The organism is Streptococcus sp. F0442 (assembly GCF_000314795.2).
GTDB lineage: Bacteria > Bacillota > Bacilli > Lactobacillales > Streptococcaceae > Streptococcus.
Genome location: NZ_KB373314.1, coordinates 185,422 through 205,350, shown reverse-complemented (window position 1 = coordinate 205,350; position 19,929 = coordinate 185,422). Strand labels below are relative to the sequence as shown.

General features: G+C 41.2%; 20 protein-coding genes. 10 read left to right on the top strand and 10 right to left on the bottom strand.

The window, feature by feature from the left end:
• The first annotated feature begins 18 nt into the window (after positions 1-18).
• The 3 genes from HMPREF9186_RS01145 to HMPREF9186_RS01135 are packed head-to-tail and all read left to right on the top strand — an operon-like array spanning position 19 to position 2,835.
• Positions 19-942, top strand: coding sequence for an FAD:protein FMN transferase (locus HMPREF9186_RS01145; protein WP_009730996.1), 924 nt, complete (start codon positions 19-21; stop codon positions 940-942).
• A 25-nt stretch (positions 943-967) separates the two neighbouring features.
• Positions 968-1,573, top strand: a complete 606-nt coding sequence (locus tag HMPREF9186_RS01140) for an NADPH-dependent FMN reductase (protein WP_009730995.1) — start codon at positions 968-970, stop codon at positions 1,571-1,573.
• 17 nt (positions 1,574-1,590) lie between these two features.
• Entirely contained in the window at positions 1,591-2,835 is a 1,245-nt protein-coding gene (locus tag HMPREF9186_RS01135) for an NAD(P)H-dependent oxidoreductase (RefSeq protein ID WP_009730994.1), read from the top strand.
• Between the two features lie 37 nt (positions 2,836-2,872).
• Here the strand turns inward: HMPREF9186_RS01135 and HMPREF9186_RS01130 are convergent, their stop codons facing one another.
• The 4 genes from HMPREF9186_RS01130 to HMPREF9186_RS01115 all read right to left on the bottom strand — a co-directional run bounded on the left by HMPREF9186_RS01130 (position 2,873) and on the right by HMPREF9186_RS01115 (position 6,417).
• Positions 2,873-3,442 (bottom strand): TlpA family protein disulfide reductase, encoded by a 570-nt coding sequence (locus HMPREF9186_RS01130; RefSeq protein ID WP_009730993.1) that lies wholly within the window; start codon positions 3,440-3,442, stop codon positions 2,873-2,875.
• Between the two features lie 22 nt (positions 3,443-3,464).
• Positions 3,465-4,172: a thiol-disulfide oxidoreductase-associated membrane protein CcdA2 gene (ccdA2, locus tag HMPREF9186_RS01125; RefSeq protein WP_009730992.1), complete on the bottom strand. Its 708-nt coding sequence runs from the start codon at positions 4,170-4,172 to the stop codon at positions 3,465-3,467.
• 157 nt (positions 4,173-4,329) lie between these two features.
• The gene (gene brnQ, locus HMPREF9186_RS01120) at positions 4,330-5,649 is read right to left on the bottom strand and encodes a branched-chain amino acid transport system II carrier protein (protein WP_009730991.1); all 1,320 of its coding nucleotides are present in this window, start codon (positions 5,647-5,649) and stop codon (positions 4,330-4,332) included.
• 213 nt (positions 5,650-5,862) lie between these two features.
• Positions 5,863-6,417 carry a GNAT family N-acetyltransferase gene (locus tag HMPREF9186_RS01115; protein WP_009730990.1) on the bottom strand — a complete coding sequence of 185 codons (555 nt, stop codon included), beginning with the start codon at positions 6,415-6,417 and terminating at the stop codon, positions 5,863-5,865.
• A 95-nt stretch (positions 6,418-6,512) separates the two neighbouring features.
• On the opposite strand from HMPREF9186_RS01115, the gene HMPREF9186_RS01110 reads away from it, so the two are divergent.
• Entirely contained in the window at positions 6,513-7,856 is a 1,344-nt protein-coding gene (locus tag HMPREF9186_RS01110) for an MATE family efflux transporter (RefSeq protein ID WP_009730989.1), read from the top strand.
• Positions 7,857-7,924: 68 nt separating this feature from the next.
• On the opposite strand, the gene HMPREF9186_RS01105 is transcribed toward HMPREF9186_RS01110, so the two are convergent.
• The gene (locus tag HMPREF9186_RS01105) at positions 7,925-9,595 is read right to left on the bottom strand and encodes a formate--tetrahydrofolate ligase (RefSeq protein WP_009730988.1); all 1,671 of its coding nucleotides are present in this window, start codon (positions 9,593-9,595) and stop codon (positions 7,925-7,927) included.
• Positions 9,596-9,770: 175 nt separating this feature from the next.
• On the opposite strand from HMPREF9186_RS01105, the gene HMPREF9186_RS01100 reads away from it, so the two are divergent.
• The 5 genes from HMPREF9186_RS01100 (at position 9,771) to HMPREF9186_RS01080 (ending at position 13,877) form a co-directional block, all read left to right on the top strand.
• A complete protein-coding gene (locus HMPREF9186_RS01100) occupies positions 9,771-10,448 on the top strand; it encodes a phosphopantothenate--cysteine ligase (protein ID WP_009730987.1) in 678 nt (225 codons plus the stop codon).
• 10 nt (positions 10,449-10,458) lie between these two features.
• Positions 10,459-10,998 (top strand): phosphopantothenoylcysteine decarboxylase, encoded by a 540-nt coding sequence (coaC, locus tag HMPREF9186_RS01095; protein ID WP_009730986.1) that lies wholly within the window; start codon positions 10,459-10,461, stop codon positions 10,996-10,998.
• On the top strand, positions 10,995-11,555 hold the full coding sequence (locus tag HMPREF9186_RS01090) for an ECF transporter S component (protein WP_009730985.1): 561 nt from the start codon (positions 10,995-10,997) through the stop codon (positions 11,553-11,555). Before coaC ends, HMPREF9186_RS01090 begins: the two co-directional genes overlap by 4 nt.
• A gap of 151 nt (positions 11,556-11,706) precedes the next feature.
• Entirely contained in the window at positions 11,707-13,422 is a 1,716-nt protein-coding gene (locus HMPREF9186_RS01085; protein ID WP_009730984.1) for a phospho-sugar mutase, read from the top strand.
• A 107-nt stretch (positions 13,423-13,529) separates the two neighbouring features.
• Positions 13,530-13,877 carry a thiol reductase thioredoxin gene (locus HMPREF9186_RS01080; protein ID WP_009730983.1) on the top strand — a complete coding sequence of 116 codons (348 nt, stop codon included), beginning with the start codon at positions 13,530-13,532 and terminating at the stop codon, positions 13,875-13,877.
• 770 nt (positions 13,878-14,647) lie between these two features.
• On the opposite strand, the gene mutY is transcribed toward HMPREF9186_RS01080, so the two are convergent.
• The 5 genes from mutY to HMPREF9186_RS01050 all read right to left on the bottom strand — a co-directional run bounded on the left by mutY (position 14,648) and on the right by HMPREF9186_RS01050 (position 19,240).
• Positions 14,648-15,793 (bottom strand): A/G-specific adenine glycosylase, encoded by a 1,146-nt coding sequence (gene mutY / locus HMPREF9186_RS01070; protein WP_037613850.1) that lies wholly within the window; start codon positions 15,791-15,793, stop codon positions 14,648-14,650.
• A gap of 89 nt (positions 15,794-15,882) precedes the next feature.
• Positions 15,883-16,857, bottom strand: a complete 975-nt coding sequence (pta, locus tag HMPREF9186_RS01065) for a phosphate acetyltransferase (RefSeq protein WP_009730980.1) — start codon at positions 16,855-16,857, stop codon at positions 15,883-15,885.
• Positions 16,858-16,876: 19 nt separating this feature from the next.
• A complete protein-coding gene (locus HMPREF9186_RS01060; protein WP_009730979.1) occupies positions 16,877-17,770 on the bottom strand; it encodes an RluA family pseudouridine synthase in 894 nt (297 codons plus the stop codon).
• Complete coding sequence (locus tag HMPREF9186_RS01055; protein WP_332251624.1) at positions 17,767-18,585, bottom strand: NAD kinase; 819 nt, start codon at positions 18,583-18,585, stop codon at positions 17,767-17,769. The genes HMPREF9186_RS01060 and HMPREF9186_RS01055 overlap by 4 nt, the downstream gene beginning before the upstream one ends.
• Complete coding sequence (locus HMPREF9186_RS01050) at positions 18,569-19,240, bottom strand: GTP pyrophosphokinase (protein ID WP_009730977.1); 672 nt, start codon at positions 19,238-19,240, stop codon at positions 18,569-18,571. Before HMPREF9186_RS01050 ends, HMPREF9186_RS01055 begins: the two co-directional genes overlap by 17 nt.
• A 95-nt stretch (positions 19,241-19,335) precedes the next feature.
• Between HMPREF9186_RS01050 and HMPREF9186_RS01045 the strand changes: the two genes are divergently transcribed.
• On the top strand, positions 19,336-19,893 hold the full coding sequence (locus HMPREF9186_RS01045) for a CYTH domain-containing protein (RefSeq protein WP_009730976.1): 558 nt from the start codon (positions 19,336-19,338) through the stop codon (positions 19,891-19,893).
• The last annotated feature ends 36 nt before the right edge of the window (positions 19,894-19,929 follow it).

Below are 19,929 nucleotides of genomic sequence, written 5' to 3'. Positions count from 1 at the left end.
GGAAAGGATAGATTTTCAGTGGACCTAAGCAGTCAATCTGAACGCTTGATGGGAACAACGATTACTGTTTCGATCCTGCACCCACAAGCAGATAACCTTCTCGCTCGATGTTTTGAGCTTCTCCGTTCTTATGAACACCGCTTCAGTGCCAATGATGCAAGCTCTGAACTCATGGAGGTCAATCATCGAGCGGGTATCTCAGCAGTTCAAGTCCATCCAGATCTTTTTGAACTCATCTCTTTAGGTACCCGGCACAGTCAGGCACCAAATAGCCATTTAAATATTGCAATTGGTCCTCTTGTTCAGACTTGGAGAATTGGATTTGCTGATGCTAGGCGTCCTGACCAGAAAGAAATCGACCAAGCCTTGTTGAAGATCAACCCTCAACAAATCCAACTAGATCATGAAAACCATGCTGTCTATCTAACACATCCTGGTATGAAAGTTGATCTAGGGGCTTTGGCAAAGGGTTACAGTGCTGACCTCATTGCTACATTTCTAAAGAGTCAAGGAATCTCGGATGCTTTGATCGACCTGGGTGGCAATATTCTGACAGTCGGTCAGAATCCAATTCGAAAACAGCCCTGGCGAATCGGGATTCAAAATCCTGTTAAACCAAGAGGTCACCACTTGCTCTCTCTTTCAATCGAGAACAAGTCTGTCGTAACCTCAGGGATTTACGAGCGTCATCTAGAGGTGGATGGCCAGTCCTTTCACCATATATTTGATAGCAAGACAGGCTATCCTGTTGAGACAGACTTGGCCAGCATTACCATCATATCTGATCAATCCGTAGATGGAGAGATTTGGACTACTCGACTATTTGGGGAAACCCCTTCTTCTATTCTCAATATTGTTGAATCGCTCCCTGGTATCGATACCTTATTGGTTTCGCAATCAGGCAAGATCGCCTTTACAAGTGGGCTTCAGTCCTATATATAACGCTACATCAGAAAGGAAAATTTTTATGACAAAACTAATTGCGATTGTGGGGACCAACTCCAAACGTTCTACAAACCGTCAACTACTTCAATACATGCAAAAACATTTCGCTAATAAGGCGGATATTGAATTGGTCGAAATCAAAGACATCCCAGTTTTTGACAAACCGGCTGACAAGAAAGTACCAGAAGCTATCTTAGAAATTGTTGCCAAAATCGAGCAAGCTGATGGTGTCATCATCGGTACTCCTGAATACGATCACTCTATTCCAGCTGTTCTGATGAGCGCTTTAGCTTGGCTCTCTTACGGGGTCTTTCCTTTATTGAACAAACCAGTTATGATCACGGGTGCTTCCTACGGTACTTTAGGATCTTCACGTGCCCAATTGCAACTTCGTCAAATCTTAAACGCTCCAGAAATTAAAGCAAATGTTTTACCAGATGAATTCTTACTTTCACATTCATTGCAAGCCTTCGACCAATATGGAGATCTGGTAGATTTAGAAGTCATTCAACAATTGGATGCCATCTTCGATGACTTCCGTATTTTTGTCAAGATTACAGACAAATTACGGAATGCTCATGAGTTAATTCGCAAATCTGCTGAAAAATTTAACTGGGAAAACTTGTAGAATAGGAGACGATAAGAATGAAATTTGTTGGAATTTTAGGCTCAAACTATGATCAATCATATAACCGTAAACTCTTGGAATTCATGCAACGCCAATTTAAGCTTAAATTTGAATTGGAAATTCTTGAAATTGATGAAGTTCCAATGTTTAACCAAGATGAAAAATGGGACGAAAGTTTCCAATTGCGTCTTTTGTACAATAAAATCACTCGTGCAGATGGTGTGATTATTGCAACCCCAGAGCACAACCATACCATTTCAGCTGCTCTCAAATCAGTCCTCGAATGGCTTTCCTTTGAAGTACACCCTTTTGAAAATAAACCAGTCATGGTCGTTGGGGCTTCCTACTATGATCAAGGAACTTCACGAGCTCAGGTTCACCTCCGCAAGATCCTTGACGCTCCGGGTGTCAATGCCTATACCCTTCCAGGAAATGAATTCCTTCTCGGAAAAGCCAAAGAAGCTTTTGACGAAAATGGGAATATCAAAAATGAAGGAACCGTTAAATTCCTTGAAACTTGCTTAGATAATTTTATCAAATACGTTGAGGTTGTGTCCAAATTGAAAAAACCAAAGCCAATTGAACCTGAAGACTTGGATTGTAATCATCCAATTTCTACTACTGTCACTGAGGTCGATCCGGATGATCCAGATTGGGTTGAAAAGGTTGCAGAAATCACAGGAGCTGTGTCTGGTGATACCTATGTGAAACTAGACCATGGTATCCTAACTGTTAATCAAATTGATATGTTCTTGAAAGCTATGCCTTTTGAGTTAACCTACGCAGATGATAACAACCAATTCCTCTACTACAACAATGCCCATCAAGATCCAGATAGTATGTTTGCCAAACGGGTACCACCTCAATCAGGTAGCCGTATGTCAACGGTTCATGGATCTCTTCCACCAGCACGTATGAAAAATGTAGAATGGGTGATTGGGACCCTTCGTAATGGAAACCAAGACTATGTCCGTACTATTGTTCCGGGATCACCTGAAGGGGTGATCAACACCCACAACTACCAAGCTATGTACTATGAAGATGGTTCTTACGCTGGTATTAATGAAATTGTCTTTAACTTTAAACCATGGTTGGACTGGTACCTTCAAACAACTGGTCAACGTCTTGTAGGCGGTAGTGGCCCAATTGCTCCTGCTGGCGGTCATGGGGATGCAGATGCAACTTCAGGTGCCTCTGATGCTGGGGGCCACGGCGACGGAGGCCAAGGGGATACAGATGCTACATCTGGTGCAAGTAACTAAAAAACTACAAAAAAATGAAGCTTGATGCTTCATTTTTTTATTTTAACTCACTGATTATCTTCTTGGCATCTTCGTTTGAAATCGCCCCTAGCTGCACATGACCAATCTTCCCTTGGCTATCAATGAAGACTTCTGTAGGAATGGAACGTACTTGATAGTTCGCAAAGGCAGAGCCATCTGGATTATACAAGACGGGCACTGATGGATAGTCTTGTTGGGCAAACCATTCGACGAACTCTTTTTCTGTCTTTTCACCTTGCATTCCAGGCGCCATAACTGTGAGAATTTCAAAGTCGCGATCCTTTTCTTCAACTAATTTATTAAGTTCAGGCATACTTTGGCGACAAGGACCACACCAGGTAGCCCAAAATTTCAAGTAAACCTTTTTTCCTTTATAATCGGAAAGCTTGACTGTATTCCCCTTCATGTCTTTTAGTTCAAAGTCACTGGCTTCTTTTCCTACTAAGGGATGTTTACTTGAGGTTGTGTTGGTCATGGTTTGATTGCTCATATTGTTCATACCACTCTCACTTGATTGCTCCATCGAACAAGCAGACAGTAAAGCGATTGAGAGGATTGAAAAACACGTATATTTGATAAATTTCATAGGTATAATACCTCCATTTGATTTATGAAAAGATTGAAGACAAGCTATTTAATTGTCCCAAGAGTAATAGAATCCCCATAATAATGATGATGGCTCCACCGATTTTCTTCAGCAACAAGAGATGGGGTTTGAGACGATTGAAATAAGGCAATACAAGGCCTGATGCCAGTGCTAAGAGCAAGAATGGGATGGCCATCCCTAGTGTATAGATAAAGAGATAGAGAGCACCTACGAGGGCATCTTGTCCATTGGATGCTGCTAAGGCAAGAACAGAGCCAAGAACAGGCCCGATACAAGGCGTCCAGCCAAAACTAAATCCAAGTCCAAGTAGAAAAGCTGAAAACAATTCATTCTTGTGCTTGTTCGCCCCGAAATCCATTGTTTTTTGCTTTTCTAAGAAGCTAAAGTGAAAGACTTCCATCTGATGAAGACCAAGGATAATGATCAGCGCTCCCATTACGTAGCGGAACCAGTTGGTATACATAACCTGCCCCAATAAGCCAGCTCCGAAACCTATGATAAGGAAAATAACAGAAATACCTGCGATAAAACACAAGGTCTTAACGATGCCATGCCAGCGTATCTTTTTCCCAAAAATCTGAATGGATTTTTCCTGATCACTTCCTAGCAAAACGCCGATGTAGACCGGGAGCAAAGGAAAGACACAGGGAGAGAAAAAGGAGAGAATCCCTGCCAAAAAGACAGTGAAAGAGAAAACGATTTGATTCATAAAATGCTCCGTATATTGATATGTTAGAAATAGTATAACATGCCTTTCCTTAAATTAAAAATTTCTGCTACGTTTTGGTTTTAAAGAATCCATTTCGTTACTAGTTTCAAAATCAAAAAAACTCTAAAGCGGGGAACTTTAGAGTTTCTAGCAAATCCTATTCTTCTTCTGCGCTTTGTTTATTTGGTAAGAACAGAGAAAAGATAATCCCGACTACTGCTGGAAGTAACCATGGAAGAGACTCCGCAGCAAATGGTAAAGTTTTAATGATGTTAGCTAAGCCTGAAAGTTTAAAGGTGCTTGCAAGAACATCTGCAATCGCAACCAAGCTAACTAGGAACATAGTCAGCTGCATTCCTGGTTTTGATAGTTGAGTAAATTTATTTACAATCACAATCAACACAATAGTAATGGTGATTGGATAGAGGACCATCAAAACAGGCAATGAATAGGCAATAATGGCACTCAAACCAAGATTGGCAATTGAGAATCCAATCAAAGTGAAGACTGTCGCATAGACCTTGTAAGAGATTTTAGGGAAGGTGTTATGGAAGAATTCCCCAGTTGACACGATCAAACCGGCTGTTGTTGTGAAACAAGTCACCGTCACCATACCTGCGAGGAAGATTTGAGCAGCTGGACCGAAGATAGCCTTGGTCGCTTCTGAAAGGACATAGACACCTTTATTGGCATCAGATGCCATCACTTTTGCTGGAATTGGGAAATGATTTCCAAGGTAACCCAAGCCAATGTATAAAATACTAAAGCCAATGGCTACGACGATCCCAACGATCCAGATGGTTTTAATGTACTCTTTCTTGCTGGTAAAACCAAGTTGATTGAGGGTGGTTACCGCAATCACACTAAAGGCCACTGAAGCAAGGGCATCCAAGGTATTATAGCCTTCAAGGAAACCTTGACCAAAGGCAGATGCTTGGTAGGCTGCTGTTGCCACTTGTGGCGCGTGTCCACTGTACTTGAGAGCACCTAGGACAACCAGTACAACGATCAAGATAGCAAAGACAGGTGTTAAAATCCGACCAATACTATCTAAGATTTTAGAAGGATACAAGGCAATCAAATAGGCCAAACAGAAATAAATCAAGGTAAAAATGAAGAGACCAAGTCCTCCATTGGCATTTCCTAACAAGGGGGCGATTCCAACCTCGTAGGAAACAGTAGCCGTTCTTGGAATGGCAAAGAAGGGGCCAATAGAGAGGTACAAGGCTACCAGATAAACGATAGCAAACCAAGGGGCGATTTTACGTGAAATCTCGTGAATATAGCCTTTAGGATTGAGCGTCCCAATGATCAAGGTAATAATCGCAATTCCTACTCCTGATAAGACAAATCCAGCAATAGCTGGCCAAAAATGGCTACCCGACTGGGCACCTAGCGCAGGTGGAAAGATCAAATTCCCTGCACCGAAGAAAATACCAAATAACAGCAAACCTGTTAAGGAACCTTTTCGTAACATATGTTCTCCTTTTTATGTTGAATCTTTTCTAGTATAACAGCTTTCTGTCACCACGGCAATTCTTTTTACCTGATTTATTGCATTTAGGAACAACTTATGAATCAAGGTATATTATTAGAAAAAGAAGATGCTACCATAGAATTATATATACTTCTTCATCCATCAACTAAAAAGGAGCTTCTCTGCCAAGAAACAGAGAGGCTCTTTTTGTATCTAATCTTCACTAAACCGTCGGTATTGGATGCGGAAATCAAAATAATTCTCTGCTTGCAGTTTATGGAAGATATCACGGTAGGCCTCCTCATCGAAGCCCTCTCCTCGATAGAGAATCTCAAAACTAAGGTCGTCGTATTCAAGAAAAGCATTGGCTGTTCTAAAGCCATTTCGTATATAGAAATCCATCCGTGCCTGACGTTGCTCTAGATTATCACATTCTTCATCCAGTCGCTCAACCTCTAGGAGCATGGTCCGTTGGTAAAACTCGACTAATTTTTCAATGATTTCTTGGCCATACCCATGACTCCGTAAGTGAGGCATGATGGCAAAGAAGCTGACGTAAAAAGCTTTCTGATTATAGATAGAGAAAGCAAAACCAACAAATTCTTCTTCGTTATAAAAAGCAAAGAAATTGGCATCGTCATTATCTGTATAGCGTAAGTATTCTGATAAAGGAATCCGTTCCTCTTCAGGGAAAGCCTCGATATTCAACCGCTCGACTTTATCCAAATCTGGAAATGTTTCAGTAATTAATTGGCTGGTTAAGCTCATAAAGCCTCCGTTTCTTCCCTGATTATACCAAAAAATGTAAGGGCATTCAACCAAAGACGCTTGTCGCTGTTTTGTGAAGTTGGTATAATGGCACTATGAAAAGAATTCAACGTGTCAATCTCACTGATGATCCTATTTTACCAGCTCTTTTGAGTTTTGCCTTCCCTATTCTCTTATCCAATATCTTCCAACAAGTCTACAATATATCGGATGTTATGATTGTAGGTCGTTTTTTAGGTCAAAGATCACTAGCTGCTGTTGGAGCGACCTCTGCCATTTTTGATTTAATCGTCGGATTTTCTGTCGGTGTTAGCAATGGGATGGGCATCATTATTGCGAGAAATTACGGAGCAAAAAACGAAGACCAATTAAGAAAATCTGTTGCAGCAACTGCTATGATTGGTGGAGTATTAAGTCTCCTTGTTATGCTTATCGGTGCTGTCGGACTCTATCCTCTCCTTCAGTTTTTAGGGACACCTTCTGTTATTTTAGCTCAGTCCTATCTCTATATCTCCACCATTGTGAATGGTGTGGCTGTAACCTTTGCCTATAATCTTTGTGCCGGACTTCTTAGAGCAGTTGGTGATAGCTTGGCCTCTCTCTACTTCTTGATTATCGCCGCCATCCTCAACATCCTTCTGGACCTTCTTTTTATTACCCAGCTCCATCTTGGAGTCCAGTCCGCTGGAATTGCGACTATTATTGCTCAAAGTTTCTCCGCACTTCTTTGTTTCTTTTATATCCGCAAAAAGGTCCCTTTTCTTCTACCAAGTCGAAAAGATTTTGTCTGGGATCAAAGGCTGTATCAGGATTTGATTAGCCAAGGACTGACCATGGGCCTCATGTCTTCGATTGTCTCTATTGGAACCGTCATCTTGCAATCAGCTATCAACAAGCTTGGAATGACCATCATTAGTGCTCAAATCTCAGCTCGCCGGATCATGTCCTTTGCCCTTCTGCCAATGGCCGCTATTTCTACAAGTATGACGACCTTTACCTCGCAAAACTTTGGTGCTAAACAATTCCGACGCATTCAAAAAGGCGTTAAACAAGCTTGTCTCCTCTCTCTTATTTGGTCCATTTTTGTTGCAGTTTTCCTCTTCTTTACAAGCCCCTTCTTTACAAGCCTCATATCTGGATCTAGCGATCCTAAATTAATCGCAAATGCCAGTCTTTATCTGCAGATCAGCTCTTTCTTCTATCCAGTTTTAGGCTGTCTCTTAATTTTAGGAAACACCCTTCAAGGTATTGGCCACAAATTGCCCCCCTTGATCTCTAGCGTTATTGAGTTGACTGGAAAAATTCTCTTTGTGCTCTTGATTATCCCTCATACAGGCTATATAGGAGTCATCCTTTGTGAGCCCTTGATTTGGATTCCAATGACCCTTCAACTGTGGTTTACCTACCAGAAAGCCAGACAAAAGCTTCTTGCACCATAAAACGTTACTAGTAAACAGCAAAACAACTTCTGCTCCATTGAACAGAAGTTGTTTTTTTAAGACGTCTATTAGAACAAGCCGATGGCTGTTCCATCAGTAGCCACATCCATATTCAATGCAGCCGGTCGTTTTGGTAAACCAGGCATGGTCATGACATCCCCAGTCAAAGCGACGATAAAGCCGGCTCCCAATTTTGGTACTACTTCACGGATAGTGATTTCAAAGTTTTCAGGAGCTCCCAAGGCATTTGGATTGTCTGAGAAGCTGTATTGGGTTTTGGCCATACAGATCGGCAACTTGTCCCAACCATTTTTAACAATTTGATCAATTTGTGTCTTGGCTTTCTTCTCAAAGTTCACCTTAGTCCCGCGGTAAATCTCCGTCACAATCTTTTCAATTTTTTCTTCTACAGAAAGGTTGTTATCATACAAGCGTGTGTATTGAGCTGGAGTGGTTTCGATGGTCTGAACCAGAGTTTCAGCAAGGTCAACCCCACCGTCAGCACCATTCGCCCATACGCTCGCAAGCTCAACTGGTACTTGAATTTCAGCACACAATTCTTTCAAAGCAGCAACTTCTGCTTCTGTATCGGTGATGAATTCATTGATAGCTACTACTGCAGGAATACCAAACTTACGGATGTTTTCAACGTGGCGTTTCAAGTTTGCAAAACCAGCACGAACAGCGTCAACATTTTCTTGTGCAAGAGCATCTTTGCTAACTCCTCCATTCATCTTAAGAGCACGAAGGGTTGCAACAATGACGACAGCATCTGGTGAGGTTGGCAAGTTTGGAGTTTTAATATCGAGGAATTTTTCAGCACCAAGGTCAGCACCAAATCCTGCTTCTGTAATCGTATAGTCAGCTAGGTGAAGAGCTGTTGTCGTCGCCAATACAGAGTTACATCCATGAGCAATATTAGCAAAAGGACCTCCGTGGACAAAGGCAGGCGTTCCATAGATGGTTTGAACCAAGTTTGGCTTGATCGCATCTTTCAGGATCAAGGCAAGCGCTCCTTCCACTTCTAAGTTGCGGACATAAACTGGGCTTCGATCATAGCGGTAACCGATGACAATATTAGCCAAACGGCGTTTTAAGTCTTCAATATCTGTCGCCAGGCAAAGGATAGCCATAATTTCAGAAGCAACGGTGATATCGAACCCATCTTCACGCGGAATCCCATTGAGCGGTCCACCAAGACCGACCGATACGTGACGCAAAGCACGGTCATTCAAGTCCACTACCCGTTTCCAGATAATCCGGCGTTGGTCAATACCTAACTCATTTCCTTGATGCAAATGATTGTCGATTAAAGCTGAAAGTGCATTATTTGCCGTTGTAATAGCATGCATGTCACCCGTGAAATGAAGGTTGATGTCTTCCATGGGTAGAACTTGGGCATAACCACCTCCAGCAGCCCCACCCTTAATTCCCATAACTGGACCTAAAGAAGGTTCGCGAATGGCAATCATGGTTTTTTTACCAATTTTGTTCAAAGCATCTGCTAGACCAATGGTGATGGTTGACTTCCCTTCTCCAGCAGGTGTCGGGTTGATGGCAGTGACTAAAATGAGCTTTCCAACCGGATTTTTCTCAACTTCTCGAATCTTATCAAAGCTCAATTTTGCTTTGTATTTTCCATACAATTCAAGATCATCGTCTTCCAAACCAATTTTCTTCACAACATCCACAATCGGTTGAAGTTCAATGCTTTGAGCAATTTCGATATCTGTTTTCATAAGGGACTCCTTTATATTTGATAGACCTATTATACCTAAAATTCGCGAAAATAAAATTGTTTTTCCATATTTGGAATGAAACGTTCGTTATTTATGTAAATTTTATATCTTTCCATAGCTATTTTTTAGATCTTCAGAACTTTACTTACGTATCTTTTTTGTGTAAAATAAGCATATGCATATTTTAATTACATCTGGTGGGACTAGCGAAGCCATCGACAGCGTACGTTCGATCACCAATCATTCCACTGGGAGTCTGGGCAAAATCATAGCAGAAACTGCTCTTACAAAGGGCCATCAGGTAACTTTGATCACAACCCCTACTGCCCTCAAACCTCAACCTCACCCACAGCTCAAACTTCTAGTCATCAATAATGTCGAGGAGCTTCACACACACATGCAAAAGGAAGTTCCACATCATCAAGTCTTGATTCATGCCATGGCTGTTTCAGACTACACACCGGTTTATATGACTGGACTTGAGGCTGTTGAAAAAGCTCCAGATCTTCATAGATTTTTACAACAAAAGAATCAGGAAACCAAGATTTCTTCAAAAGAAGAGTATCAAGTGCTCTTTCTAAAGAAAAATCCAAAGATTATTTCACTTGTCAAAGAATGGAATCCCTCTATTCAACTGATTGGCTTTAAACTCTTAGTTGCTGTTCCTTCTGAAGAATTGATTCAGGTAGCACTTGAAAGTTTAGTGAAAAATCATGCCAACATGATTGTAGCCAATGATCTTACCAAGATACAAGATGGTCAGCATCAAGCCTATCTAGTGACAGATGATCGCGTCCTAGAAGCCTCGACCAAAAATGAAATCGCAGAAACCATTCTAAGATTTATAGAGTAAGAAGGAATATATGACACAGATTACATTAGCCGTTACCGGGAGTATTTCCGCCTATAAAGCAGCTGATATTACCAGTCAACTAACCAAATTAGGACTGGAAGTCAAAGTTCTTATGACTCCTGCAGCTAGAAAATTTATTACTCCCCTAACTCTTCAGGTTCTTTCAAAAAATCCAGTCGGTCTAGATGTCATGATTGAAGAGGATCCACAGCGGATTGAGCACATCGACATCGGGAAAGAAACGGACATCTTTCTTGTAGCACCGGCTAGTGCCAATACGATTGCTAAACTTGCCATGGGGCTAGCAGATAATATGGTGACAGGTACAGCTCTAGCCTTGCCTCAAAGAACAAAAAAATTACTAGCCCCCGCTATGAATACAAAAATGCTGGAACACCCAGCTACCCAACGAAATCTAAAACTCTTACAAGACTACGGCTATCAGATTATTCAACCTCGCCATGCTACTCTCGCTTGTGGCGATCAAGGGTCTGGAGCTCTAGCAACTGTAGAATCTATTGTAAAAGCCGTTAAGGAGCATTGTTTATGAGAAAATCATCTTCTATTTCACGAATTGCCATCTTCTTTGCAGTCATGATTACCATTCATTTTGTGACATCCTTCATTCTGCAATTTGTTCCATCAGGAATCCAACCAACCTTGGTTCATATCCCTGTCGTGATCGCATCTATCATTTATGGACCTCGTACAGGTGCTATTCTAGGACTACTCATGGGACTCTTTAGCCTCACCATGAATACACTGGTTTTAACCCCAGCAAGTTATCTCTTTAGTCCTTTTGTCCCTCACGGAAATCTCTACTCCCTTCTCATCGCTTTAGTACCACGTATTCTCATCGGGGTAACACCTTATTTCGTCTATCGATGGTTCCACAATCGTACAGGACTTATGGTAGCGGGGATGATCGGTTCTATGACCAATACTGTATTCGTTTTAAGCGGGATTTACTTCTTCTTTGGGAACAGTTTTGGAGGCGGAATTCAAAATTTCCTTGGCTTGATTGTGTCTACTAACTCACTCATCGAAGTCATTGCGACAGTACTCATTACTAGTGCAGTCGTCCCATCCCTTGAAAAATTAAAATAGAAAATTAGGTCGAGACAGATTTGTCTGGACCTTTTTTCTATCCAAAATTCCCTCTTTATTTTTGAAAAGATTTACAATTATCGCTAGAATTTTCTGAAAAAATTTGCTATAATGAAAGCGATTAAATATATAGCAAAAAGGAGACGCTTGCATGACTTATCAAGAAAACTACCAAAAATGGCTCGACTTTGCTGAATTACCAGCTTACCTTCGTGAAGAGTTGGTCGCAATGGACGAAAAAACCAAAGAAGATGCCTTCTATACTAACCTTGAATTCGGTACAGCAGGTATGCGTGGTTTGATCGGTGCTGGTACTAACCGTATTAACATTTATGTGGTTCGCCAAGCAACTGAAGGTTTAGCCCAATTGATTGACTCAAAAGGGGAGGAAGCTAAAAAACGCGGTGTTGCTATCGCTTATGACAGCCGTCACTTCTCTCCTGAGTTCGCTTTTGAATCCGCTCAAGTTTTGGCAGCTCACGGTATTAAATCTTATGTATTTGAGAGCCTTCGTCCAACACCTGAATTGTCATTCGCAGTACGTCATCTCCACACATTTGCTGGGATCATGGTAACTGCTAGCCACAACCCAGCTCCATTTAACGGATACAAAGTTTATGGCGAAGACGGTGGACAAATGCCACCAGCAGATGCCGATGCCTTGACAGACTACATCCGTGCCATTGAGAATCCTTTCACTGTTCAATTAGCTAACCTCGAAGAAAGCAAAGCCAGTGGCTTAATTGAGGTGATTGGTGAAGCAGTTGATGCCGAATACCTTAAAGAAGTGAAAGACGTTAACATCAACCAAGACTTGATCAATGAGTACGGTCGCGACATGAAGATTGTCTACACGCCACTTCATGGTACTGGTGAAATGTTGGCACGCCGTGCCCTTGCTCAAGCTGGATTTGAAGCAGTTCAAGTTGTTGAAGCTCAAGCGGTTCCTGATGCTGACTTCTCAACTGTTAAATCTCCTAACCCTGAAAGCCAAGCAGCCTTTGCTCTTGCTGAAGAACTTGGTCGAGAAGTGGATGCCGACGTCTTAGTTGCAACAGACCCAGACGCTGACCGCCTTGGTGTCGAAATCCGCCAACCAGATGGTTCTTACCTCAACCTCTCCGGTAACCAAATTGGGGCAATCATTGCCAAATATATCCTTGAAGCCCACAAAACAGCAGGCACACTCCCTGCTAATGCTGCCCTTTGTAAATCAATTGTATCAACTGAATTGGTGACTAAGATTGCAGAAAGCTACGGCGCAACCATGTTTAACGTCTTGACTGGTTTCAAATTTATCGGTGAAAAAATCCATGAATTTGAAACTCAACACAACCACACATACATGCTCGGTTTTGAAGAAAGCTTCGGTTACCTCATCAAACCATTTGTACGTGATAAAGACGCTATCCAAGCCGTATTGATCGTTGCTGAAATCGCAGCTTACTACCGCTCACGTGGTATGACTTTGGCAGATGGTATCGAAGAAATCTACAAACAATATGGTTACTTCGCAGAAAAGACCATCTCTGTTACCCTTTCAGGTGTGGATGGAGCTGCTGAAATCAAGAAAATCATGAATAAATTCCGTGGTAACGCTCCTAAACAATTCAACAACACTGACATTGCTAAGACAGAAGACTTCTTAGAACAAACAGCTACTACTGCTGACGGCGTTGAAAAATTAACAACTCCTCCAAGTAACGTATTGAAATACATCTTGGCTGATGATTCATGGTTTGCCGTGCGTCCTTCTGGAACAGAACCAAAAATCAAATTCTACATCGCTACAGTTGGTGAATCTGAAGCAGATGCTAAAGAAAAAATTGCTAACATCGAAGCAGAAATCAATGCCTTTGTAAAATGAGCAAGATAAAAGATGAGATCAAGCAATCTCATCTTTTTTCGTATCAAAATAAAGCATTTTTTCGTCCTTTATGGCATACTAGATTTATAAGAAAGCGAGGTAATCTCATGGAACAATTTTTAGAAGATATTAAAGATCTTGAAGTAACCACTGTTGCGCGTGCGCAAGAAGCTATCGACACAAAAGAAACAGCGACCTTCTTTATTGGACGCAAGACTTGTCCTTACTGCCGGAAGTTCGCTGCTAAACTAGCAACAGTCGTAGCTGAAACAAAAGCTCATATCTACTTTATTAATAGTGAAGAACCAAGTCAACTTGATGCTTTGCAAGCCTTCCGTTCTACCTATGGTATTCCAACTGTTCCAGGCTTCCTTCATACAGAAGACGGAAAAGTCAGCGTGCGTTGTGACTCTTCTATGTCAGAAGAAGAAATCAAAGTCTTTGCTCATTTATAAGAAAAAATAGCTAGAGATGATTCTCTAGCTATTTTTCGTTTTCAATAAAAATTGTCAAAATCTTTTAATCGAACTATTATAATAAATATCCTTTTCTTTTAAGAAAAATATTGGAAATTCATGCTCCTCTAGCCTATCATCAAGATTAAAATGTTTTGTATACCATTTTCTATATCTTTTAAAAAGTAATTCTAATATAGCGATTAGCACAAATAACAGGATGAAGATGATACAAAAATAGATTTTATTTTCGTTATTGAACTCTGTTATATTAAAATGTATTATAAAATAAAAATATATAAAGGTACAGATGGGTAATAAATTTAAATAAAGCAAATAACTGAGTAGGAATAGAAATTGGTGTTTCTTTGATCTTTTCATGTAATGCATTTTATATGATCTTGTTATTTTATTAAATAAAGGAAATCTCCCTCTGCCAAATCTATTATATTTTGGTGAGGCGTGGTAACCACACCAGTGAAGGATTTTAAAATTCAACTCACGAATCAAGAAAAATAAATTGTAACAGATAAAACAACAAATTAGAATAGAAATGATGTTTGCATGATTCGTATATAATTGACGAATGATAATGAAATATACAAGACCTAAAAAATAATTGAAACAAGCTAATATAAAATAGAGAATACTAGCAAATATACTACGAGGTCCAATAAAATTTTTATCTGAATAATCTGGTCTATACTCCATATAAGTTACATAATCCTATTCTTTCTTCATAAACTTATGCTCTAAATTGAGATGAACCTTTATTTATTAAAGGCTTCCCAAATCTTTTGCTGGGGTTTGGCAAAAGGATAGGCCGAAAATTCTTCTGGTAGCAACCAAACAGTCGATTCACTGGTTGATTGCTCTCCTTCTTTTACCAAGCCGTATCGAAGTTGAACCTGCCACTTGCGATGCGAAAAAACATGCTGAACGATAGGATAAGACCTATCCTGCCAATCAATGACCAAATCATAGTCCTGCTCAAAGGAGAGAATTTCGGGGTTGTCTACTAAATGACCCTGCCCATCCAGTAGTGACAATTGGCCTAGGTTCTCAGATAGGCTACCCACTTCGATCAAAGGGAAATGCCAAAAACCTGACAAAAGCCCTTCTCGCTCATTTTTCTCCAGCAAATAGCGCCCTTGGCTATCCTTGATAATAAAGGCTGTTAGATAGACAGGTACCGGTTTCTTCTTAGGAGCCTTAATGGGATAACGATCCATGGTTCCATGTTGATAAGCCGCGCTAAACTCTTTTACAGGACTCTCTTCCGGCCGTGGATTGATTGGAGATTCAATATCTGAGCCCAAATCCATCAAAGCCTGGTTGAAATCACCAGGACGCTCTGGATCGATCAAGATTTCCATCATGGCTTGAAAAATCTTGCGATTGGTCGGGATTCCGATATCGTAGTCCACCTCAAACAAACGAGCTAAAACCCGCATGACATTGCCATCCACTGCTGGCTCTGGTAAGCCAAAAGCAATACTGGCAATGGCACCAGCTGTATAAGGTCCAATTCCCTTGAGTTTAGAGATAGCCTCATAAGTGGCTGGGAACACACCCTCATGGTCCTCCATGATTTGCTGTGCAGCTTTCTGCATATTACGGACCCGTGAGTAATAGCCCAAGCCTTCCCAAGCCTTTAAGAGTTTTTCTTCAGGAGCTTGAGCCAAATCAGCGATCGTCGGAAACCAATCCAAAAAACGCTCATAATAGGGAATGACTGTATCCACTCGTGTCTGTTGGAGCATAATCTCTGAGATCCATATTTTATAAGGATCCTGCGTCCTTCTCCAAGGAAGATCTCGTTTATTGCCATCATACCAAGCTAATAATTTTTCTCGGAAAGAGGCAATTTTTTCCTCTTCCCACATGGTAATCCCATAGTCTTTTAAATCCATCATATTCCTAGTATACCACAGAATCGTATTGAGGAAAGGAATTCTGATTTGCACATAAAAAGACTCAGGGAAGTCCTGAGTCTAATTCTTTTTTACTGTTCAACTGCTTGAGCCGCTGTAATCAAGGTCAGTTTGTAAACATCATCAGCATTACAGCCACGAGAGAGGTCATTTACTGGTTTGTTCAACCCTTGCAATACTGGACCAACCGCCGCAAAACCACCAAGACGCTCTGCCATCTTGTACCCAATGTTACCTGCTTCGATACCAGGGAAGATAAAGACATTGGCTTGTCCTGCTACCTTGCTTCCTGGAGCCTTCAAAGCTGCAGTTTCCGGTACAAAGGCAGCATCAAATTGCAATTCTCCATCAATTTCTAAGTCAGGACGAAGCTCATGAGCGATTTTGGTCGCTGCAACTACCTTATCAACACTCTCACCAAAACCAGAACCTTTTGTAGAATAGCTTAACATAGCGATTTTGGGATCGATACCAAACATTTTTGCTGTAATGGCAGAGTTAATGGCAATTTCAGCCAAGCCTTCAGCATCTGGATTAATATTAATAGCGCAGTCCCCAAACAAGTAACGTTCAGAACCACGGACCATGAGGAAGGCACCAGATGTCCGACTAACGTTTGGACGTGTTTTAATGATTTGAAGAGCCGGACGAACGGTTGCAGCTGTTGAGTGGATGGCTCCAGAGACCATACCGTCGACAATTCCCATATGAACCAACATAACCCCAAAGTAGTTAACGTCATCTTTCAAGATTTGACGGGCTTCTTCTTCTGTCATTTTCCCATTACGTCGCTCAACTAAGGAAGCTACCATCTCTTCAAAATCGGGATACGTTTGAGGATTGATGACTTCATATCCTTCTAAAATTCCTTCAATTTCAAGATAAATACCAATCTTGTCAGGATTCCCAAGCAATACAGGTGTTACGTCTGTTTCTTTGACAATGCGTTTTGCTGCTTGCAGAATACGAGGCTCTTCACCTTCTGGTAATACAATACGAGCATTTTTACCAATAAGATTGGCTTTGAGATTTTCAAAAACTTCCATGAGTTTCTCCTTCTAATAATTAATGACTCTTTTTGAGCTGCTCTAATACAGCTTGAAAATCGGGAGGCAGGGGACTTTCTATGACCAACTCCTCCCCTAAAAATGGATGATAATAAGATAAACGGTGACAATGGAGAGCCTGACGCTCGATGCCATCTTCTAAACTCCCACCATAAAGATCATCCCCTAACAGTGGAAAACCAATATGGGAAAAATGAACCCGAATTTGATGGGTCCGACCTGTGTGCAACTGGATATCTACCAGATGAATCTTGCCAAAAGATTGAACGACTTGGTAGCTAGTATGGGCATATTTACCACCCTTAGCGACCTTTCGAGTAATAATCGAATCTTCATCCCGTGCAATGGGTGCAATGATATCACCAACAGGGTCTAACTGGCCTTCTCCCTTAATCAGGGCATAGTAGCGTTTCTGAATGGTCTTGGCCTGTAATTGCTTATCTAAACGGGCATGAGCATAGCCGTGTTTGGCGAAGAGCATAACGCCACTCGTATCCTTATCCAAGCGCGTAACAATATGTACCTGCTGATTCTCATATCCCTGTTTTACATAATAGCCCTTCACAATGTTTGCCAAGGTATTGGAATGAATTGCACTTGGAATCGAGGCGATGCCAAAGGGTTTGTTTAAGACCAAAAAATGATCATCTTCAAACAAAATATCCAAAGGACGATCCAGGGGTTTTAAGGTTTCAAAAGCTTCTTCTGCTGGAATATCAATGATCAAGTGATCGCCAATATCTAACAAATAAACAGCATTTTCTGGCCGACCATTGACAAGGATCTGGCCACCACGAAACTTGATCTTGGCTAAGAGCCCCTTAGAAACCTCGTGCTTTTTCAAGAAAGTCTTGACCTTGACATGCTCATCGACAATGAATTCAAATCTCATTCCCGATCATCTCCGATAAAGGCATCCTTGACCCGATTCCAGAAGCTGGTATGACTAGAACTAGCCACAAAATTGATCTTATGGTTGTCAATCTGGTACTCCACCTTTGCTATATTGCGATAGGAATAAGTTGAATTGTCAACAGAAATAATGTGGAAGCCAGGTCTCGTCGGTGTAATCTCAATCTTATCCTTTTTAGGGACAATAACAGAAGAACCCAAGGTACGGTAAACTCGGTTGTTGAGACTGGCAATTTCCGCAATCTGCAGTGCCTCAATGGTTGGGTGAAGAACGGCTCCTCCCAAGGATTTATTATAAGCCGTACTTCCTGTAGGAGTCGAAACAGTAATCCCGTCTCCTCTGAAGCGCTCAAAATCAACTCCATTGATGGTAAGATCCGCTACCATGGTCCGGTCACTTCTCTTGATCGTTGCTTCGTTCAAGGCTCTCATGGTACGGGTTTCACCATTGTCAAACGTTAACTTGACATTCAAAATAGGGTAGGAAACTTTAGCCCCGGTATCATACTTTAAATTCTCAACTAGCTTATCGATCTCACTATCCAAGTAATCCGTATAGAATCCTAAGTGTCCAGTATGGACGCCAATAAAGCGAACCCGATCCAACTGGTGTTCATACTTGTGAAAAGCCGATAGCAACATCCCATCTCCACCAATGGAAATCACAATATCCGGATGCTTTTCCGTCAAAATAAAATTATTTTTTCGAAGCTTGTAGCGCAACTGCTGAAAAACCTCTTCACTTTGACGCTTGCGATTGCGAATAATGGATACTTTTTTACCTGTAGTCTTCATCTGTGTCATCACTATTTCCAACGCCATCATTTAACTTACGATGAAGTGGATCAAACAGGGCTTGAGCCTCCTGAATCGCATCCCGAATCGCTCCCATCTCTTCATCCAAGAGATAGGCCAGGTTTGCAGTCGTCTCTAAGCGTTTTTTGATCTCGTCTGGAAAGTCTCCTTTATATTTATAATTGAGCGAGTGTTCAATCGTTGCCCAAAAATTCATGGACAAGGTCCGAATTTGAATTTCTGCTAAGATTGTCTCATTACCATCAATGGTATCGACCGGATACTCTACCACAACGTGGTAACTCCGGTAACCACTTGATTTCTTGTGGCGGATGTAATCTCTCTCTTGGACCACGTGCATGTCCTGCCGTTGTCTCAAAACTTCTAGGATCTCTTCGACATCGTCTACGAACTGGACCATGATGCGAAGACCTGCAATATCCTGCATATCCTGTGCCAGATTTTCTTCAGAGATATTTCTCCGGATCATCTTTTCTCGGATGCTCTCGATCGGTTTGACACGGCCAGTGACAAACTCAATTGGAGAATGCTTTTGTTGCTTACGATATTGTTTACGAATCCCACGCAGTTTGATTTTTAATTCCCCAACTGCTTGGATATAAGGGTCTAAGAAGTTTTCCCAATCAATTGCCATCCTACCACCTTGTAATCTGAACCATTTTTGTATACAATAAACACATCTCTTATTATATCATGAATCGCTTTCGAAAAAAAGCAAAGGACTATAAAATGAATCATTTAGAAATTGAATACAAAACCTTGCTAGACAAGGACGAATACCAATCCCTCCTTCCACTTTTTACAGATACAGAATTGGTTGTCCAAACCAACCACTATATCGACACACCAGACCAGCTCATCCGCCAAGAAAAAATGGCCTTACGGGTTCGTACCTTCACCAATCAGGCGGAATTGACTCTCAAAGTCCCAGAAACAGTTGGCCATTTTGAATACAATCAAAATCTAAGTCAAGAAGAAACCAAAGCCATCCTTCAGCATAAAGAGTTTCCTGATGGAGAAATCAAAAACCTCTTGGAGTCAAAAGGAATCCCAGTTGAACAACTTGCTGTCTGGGGAAGCCTGACAACAGAACGATTCGAAAAAGAAACAGCTGCAGGCTTGGTGGCACTCGACCACAGTCTATATCTAGACACTGAAGACTATGAGTTGGAAATTGAGGTGGAAACTGCTGAACAGGAAGAAAATTTTCATCAGTTCATTTCAGACCATGGAATCGTCTACAAGGCTGCAAAAAATAAAATCGCTAGATTAGCGGAAAGATTGTAAAATAGCTGAAATTATCGCAAATTTTTGCTAAAATAG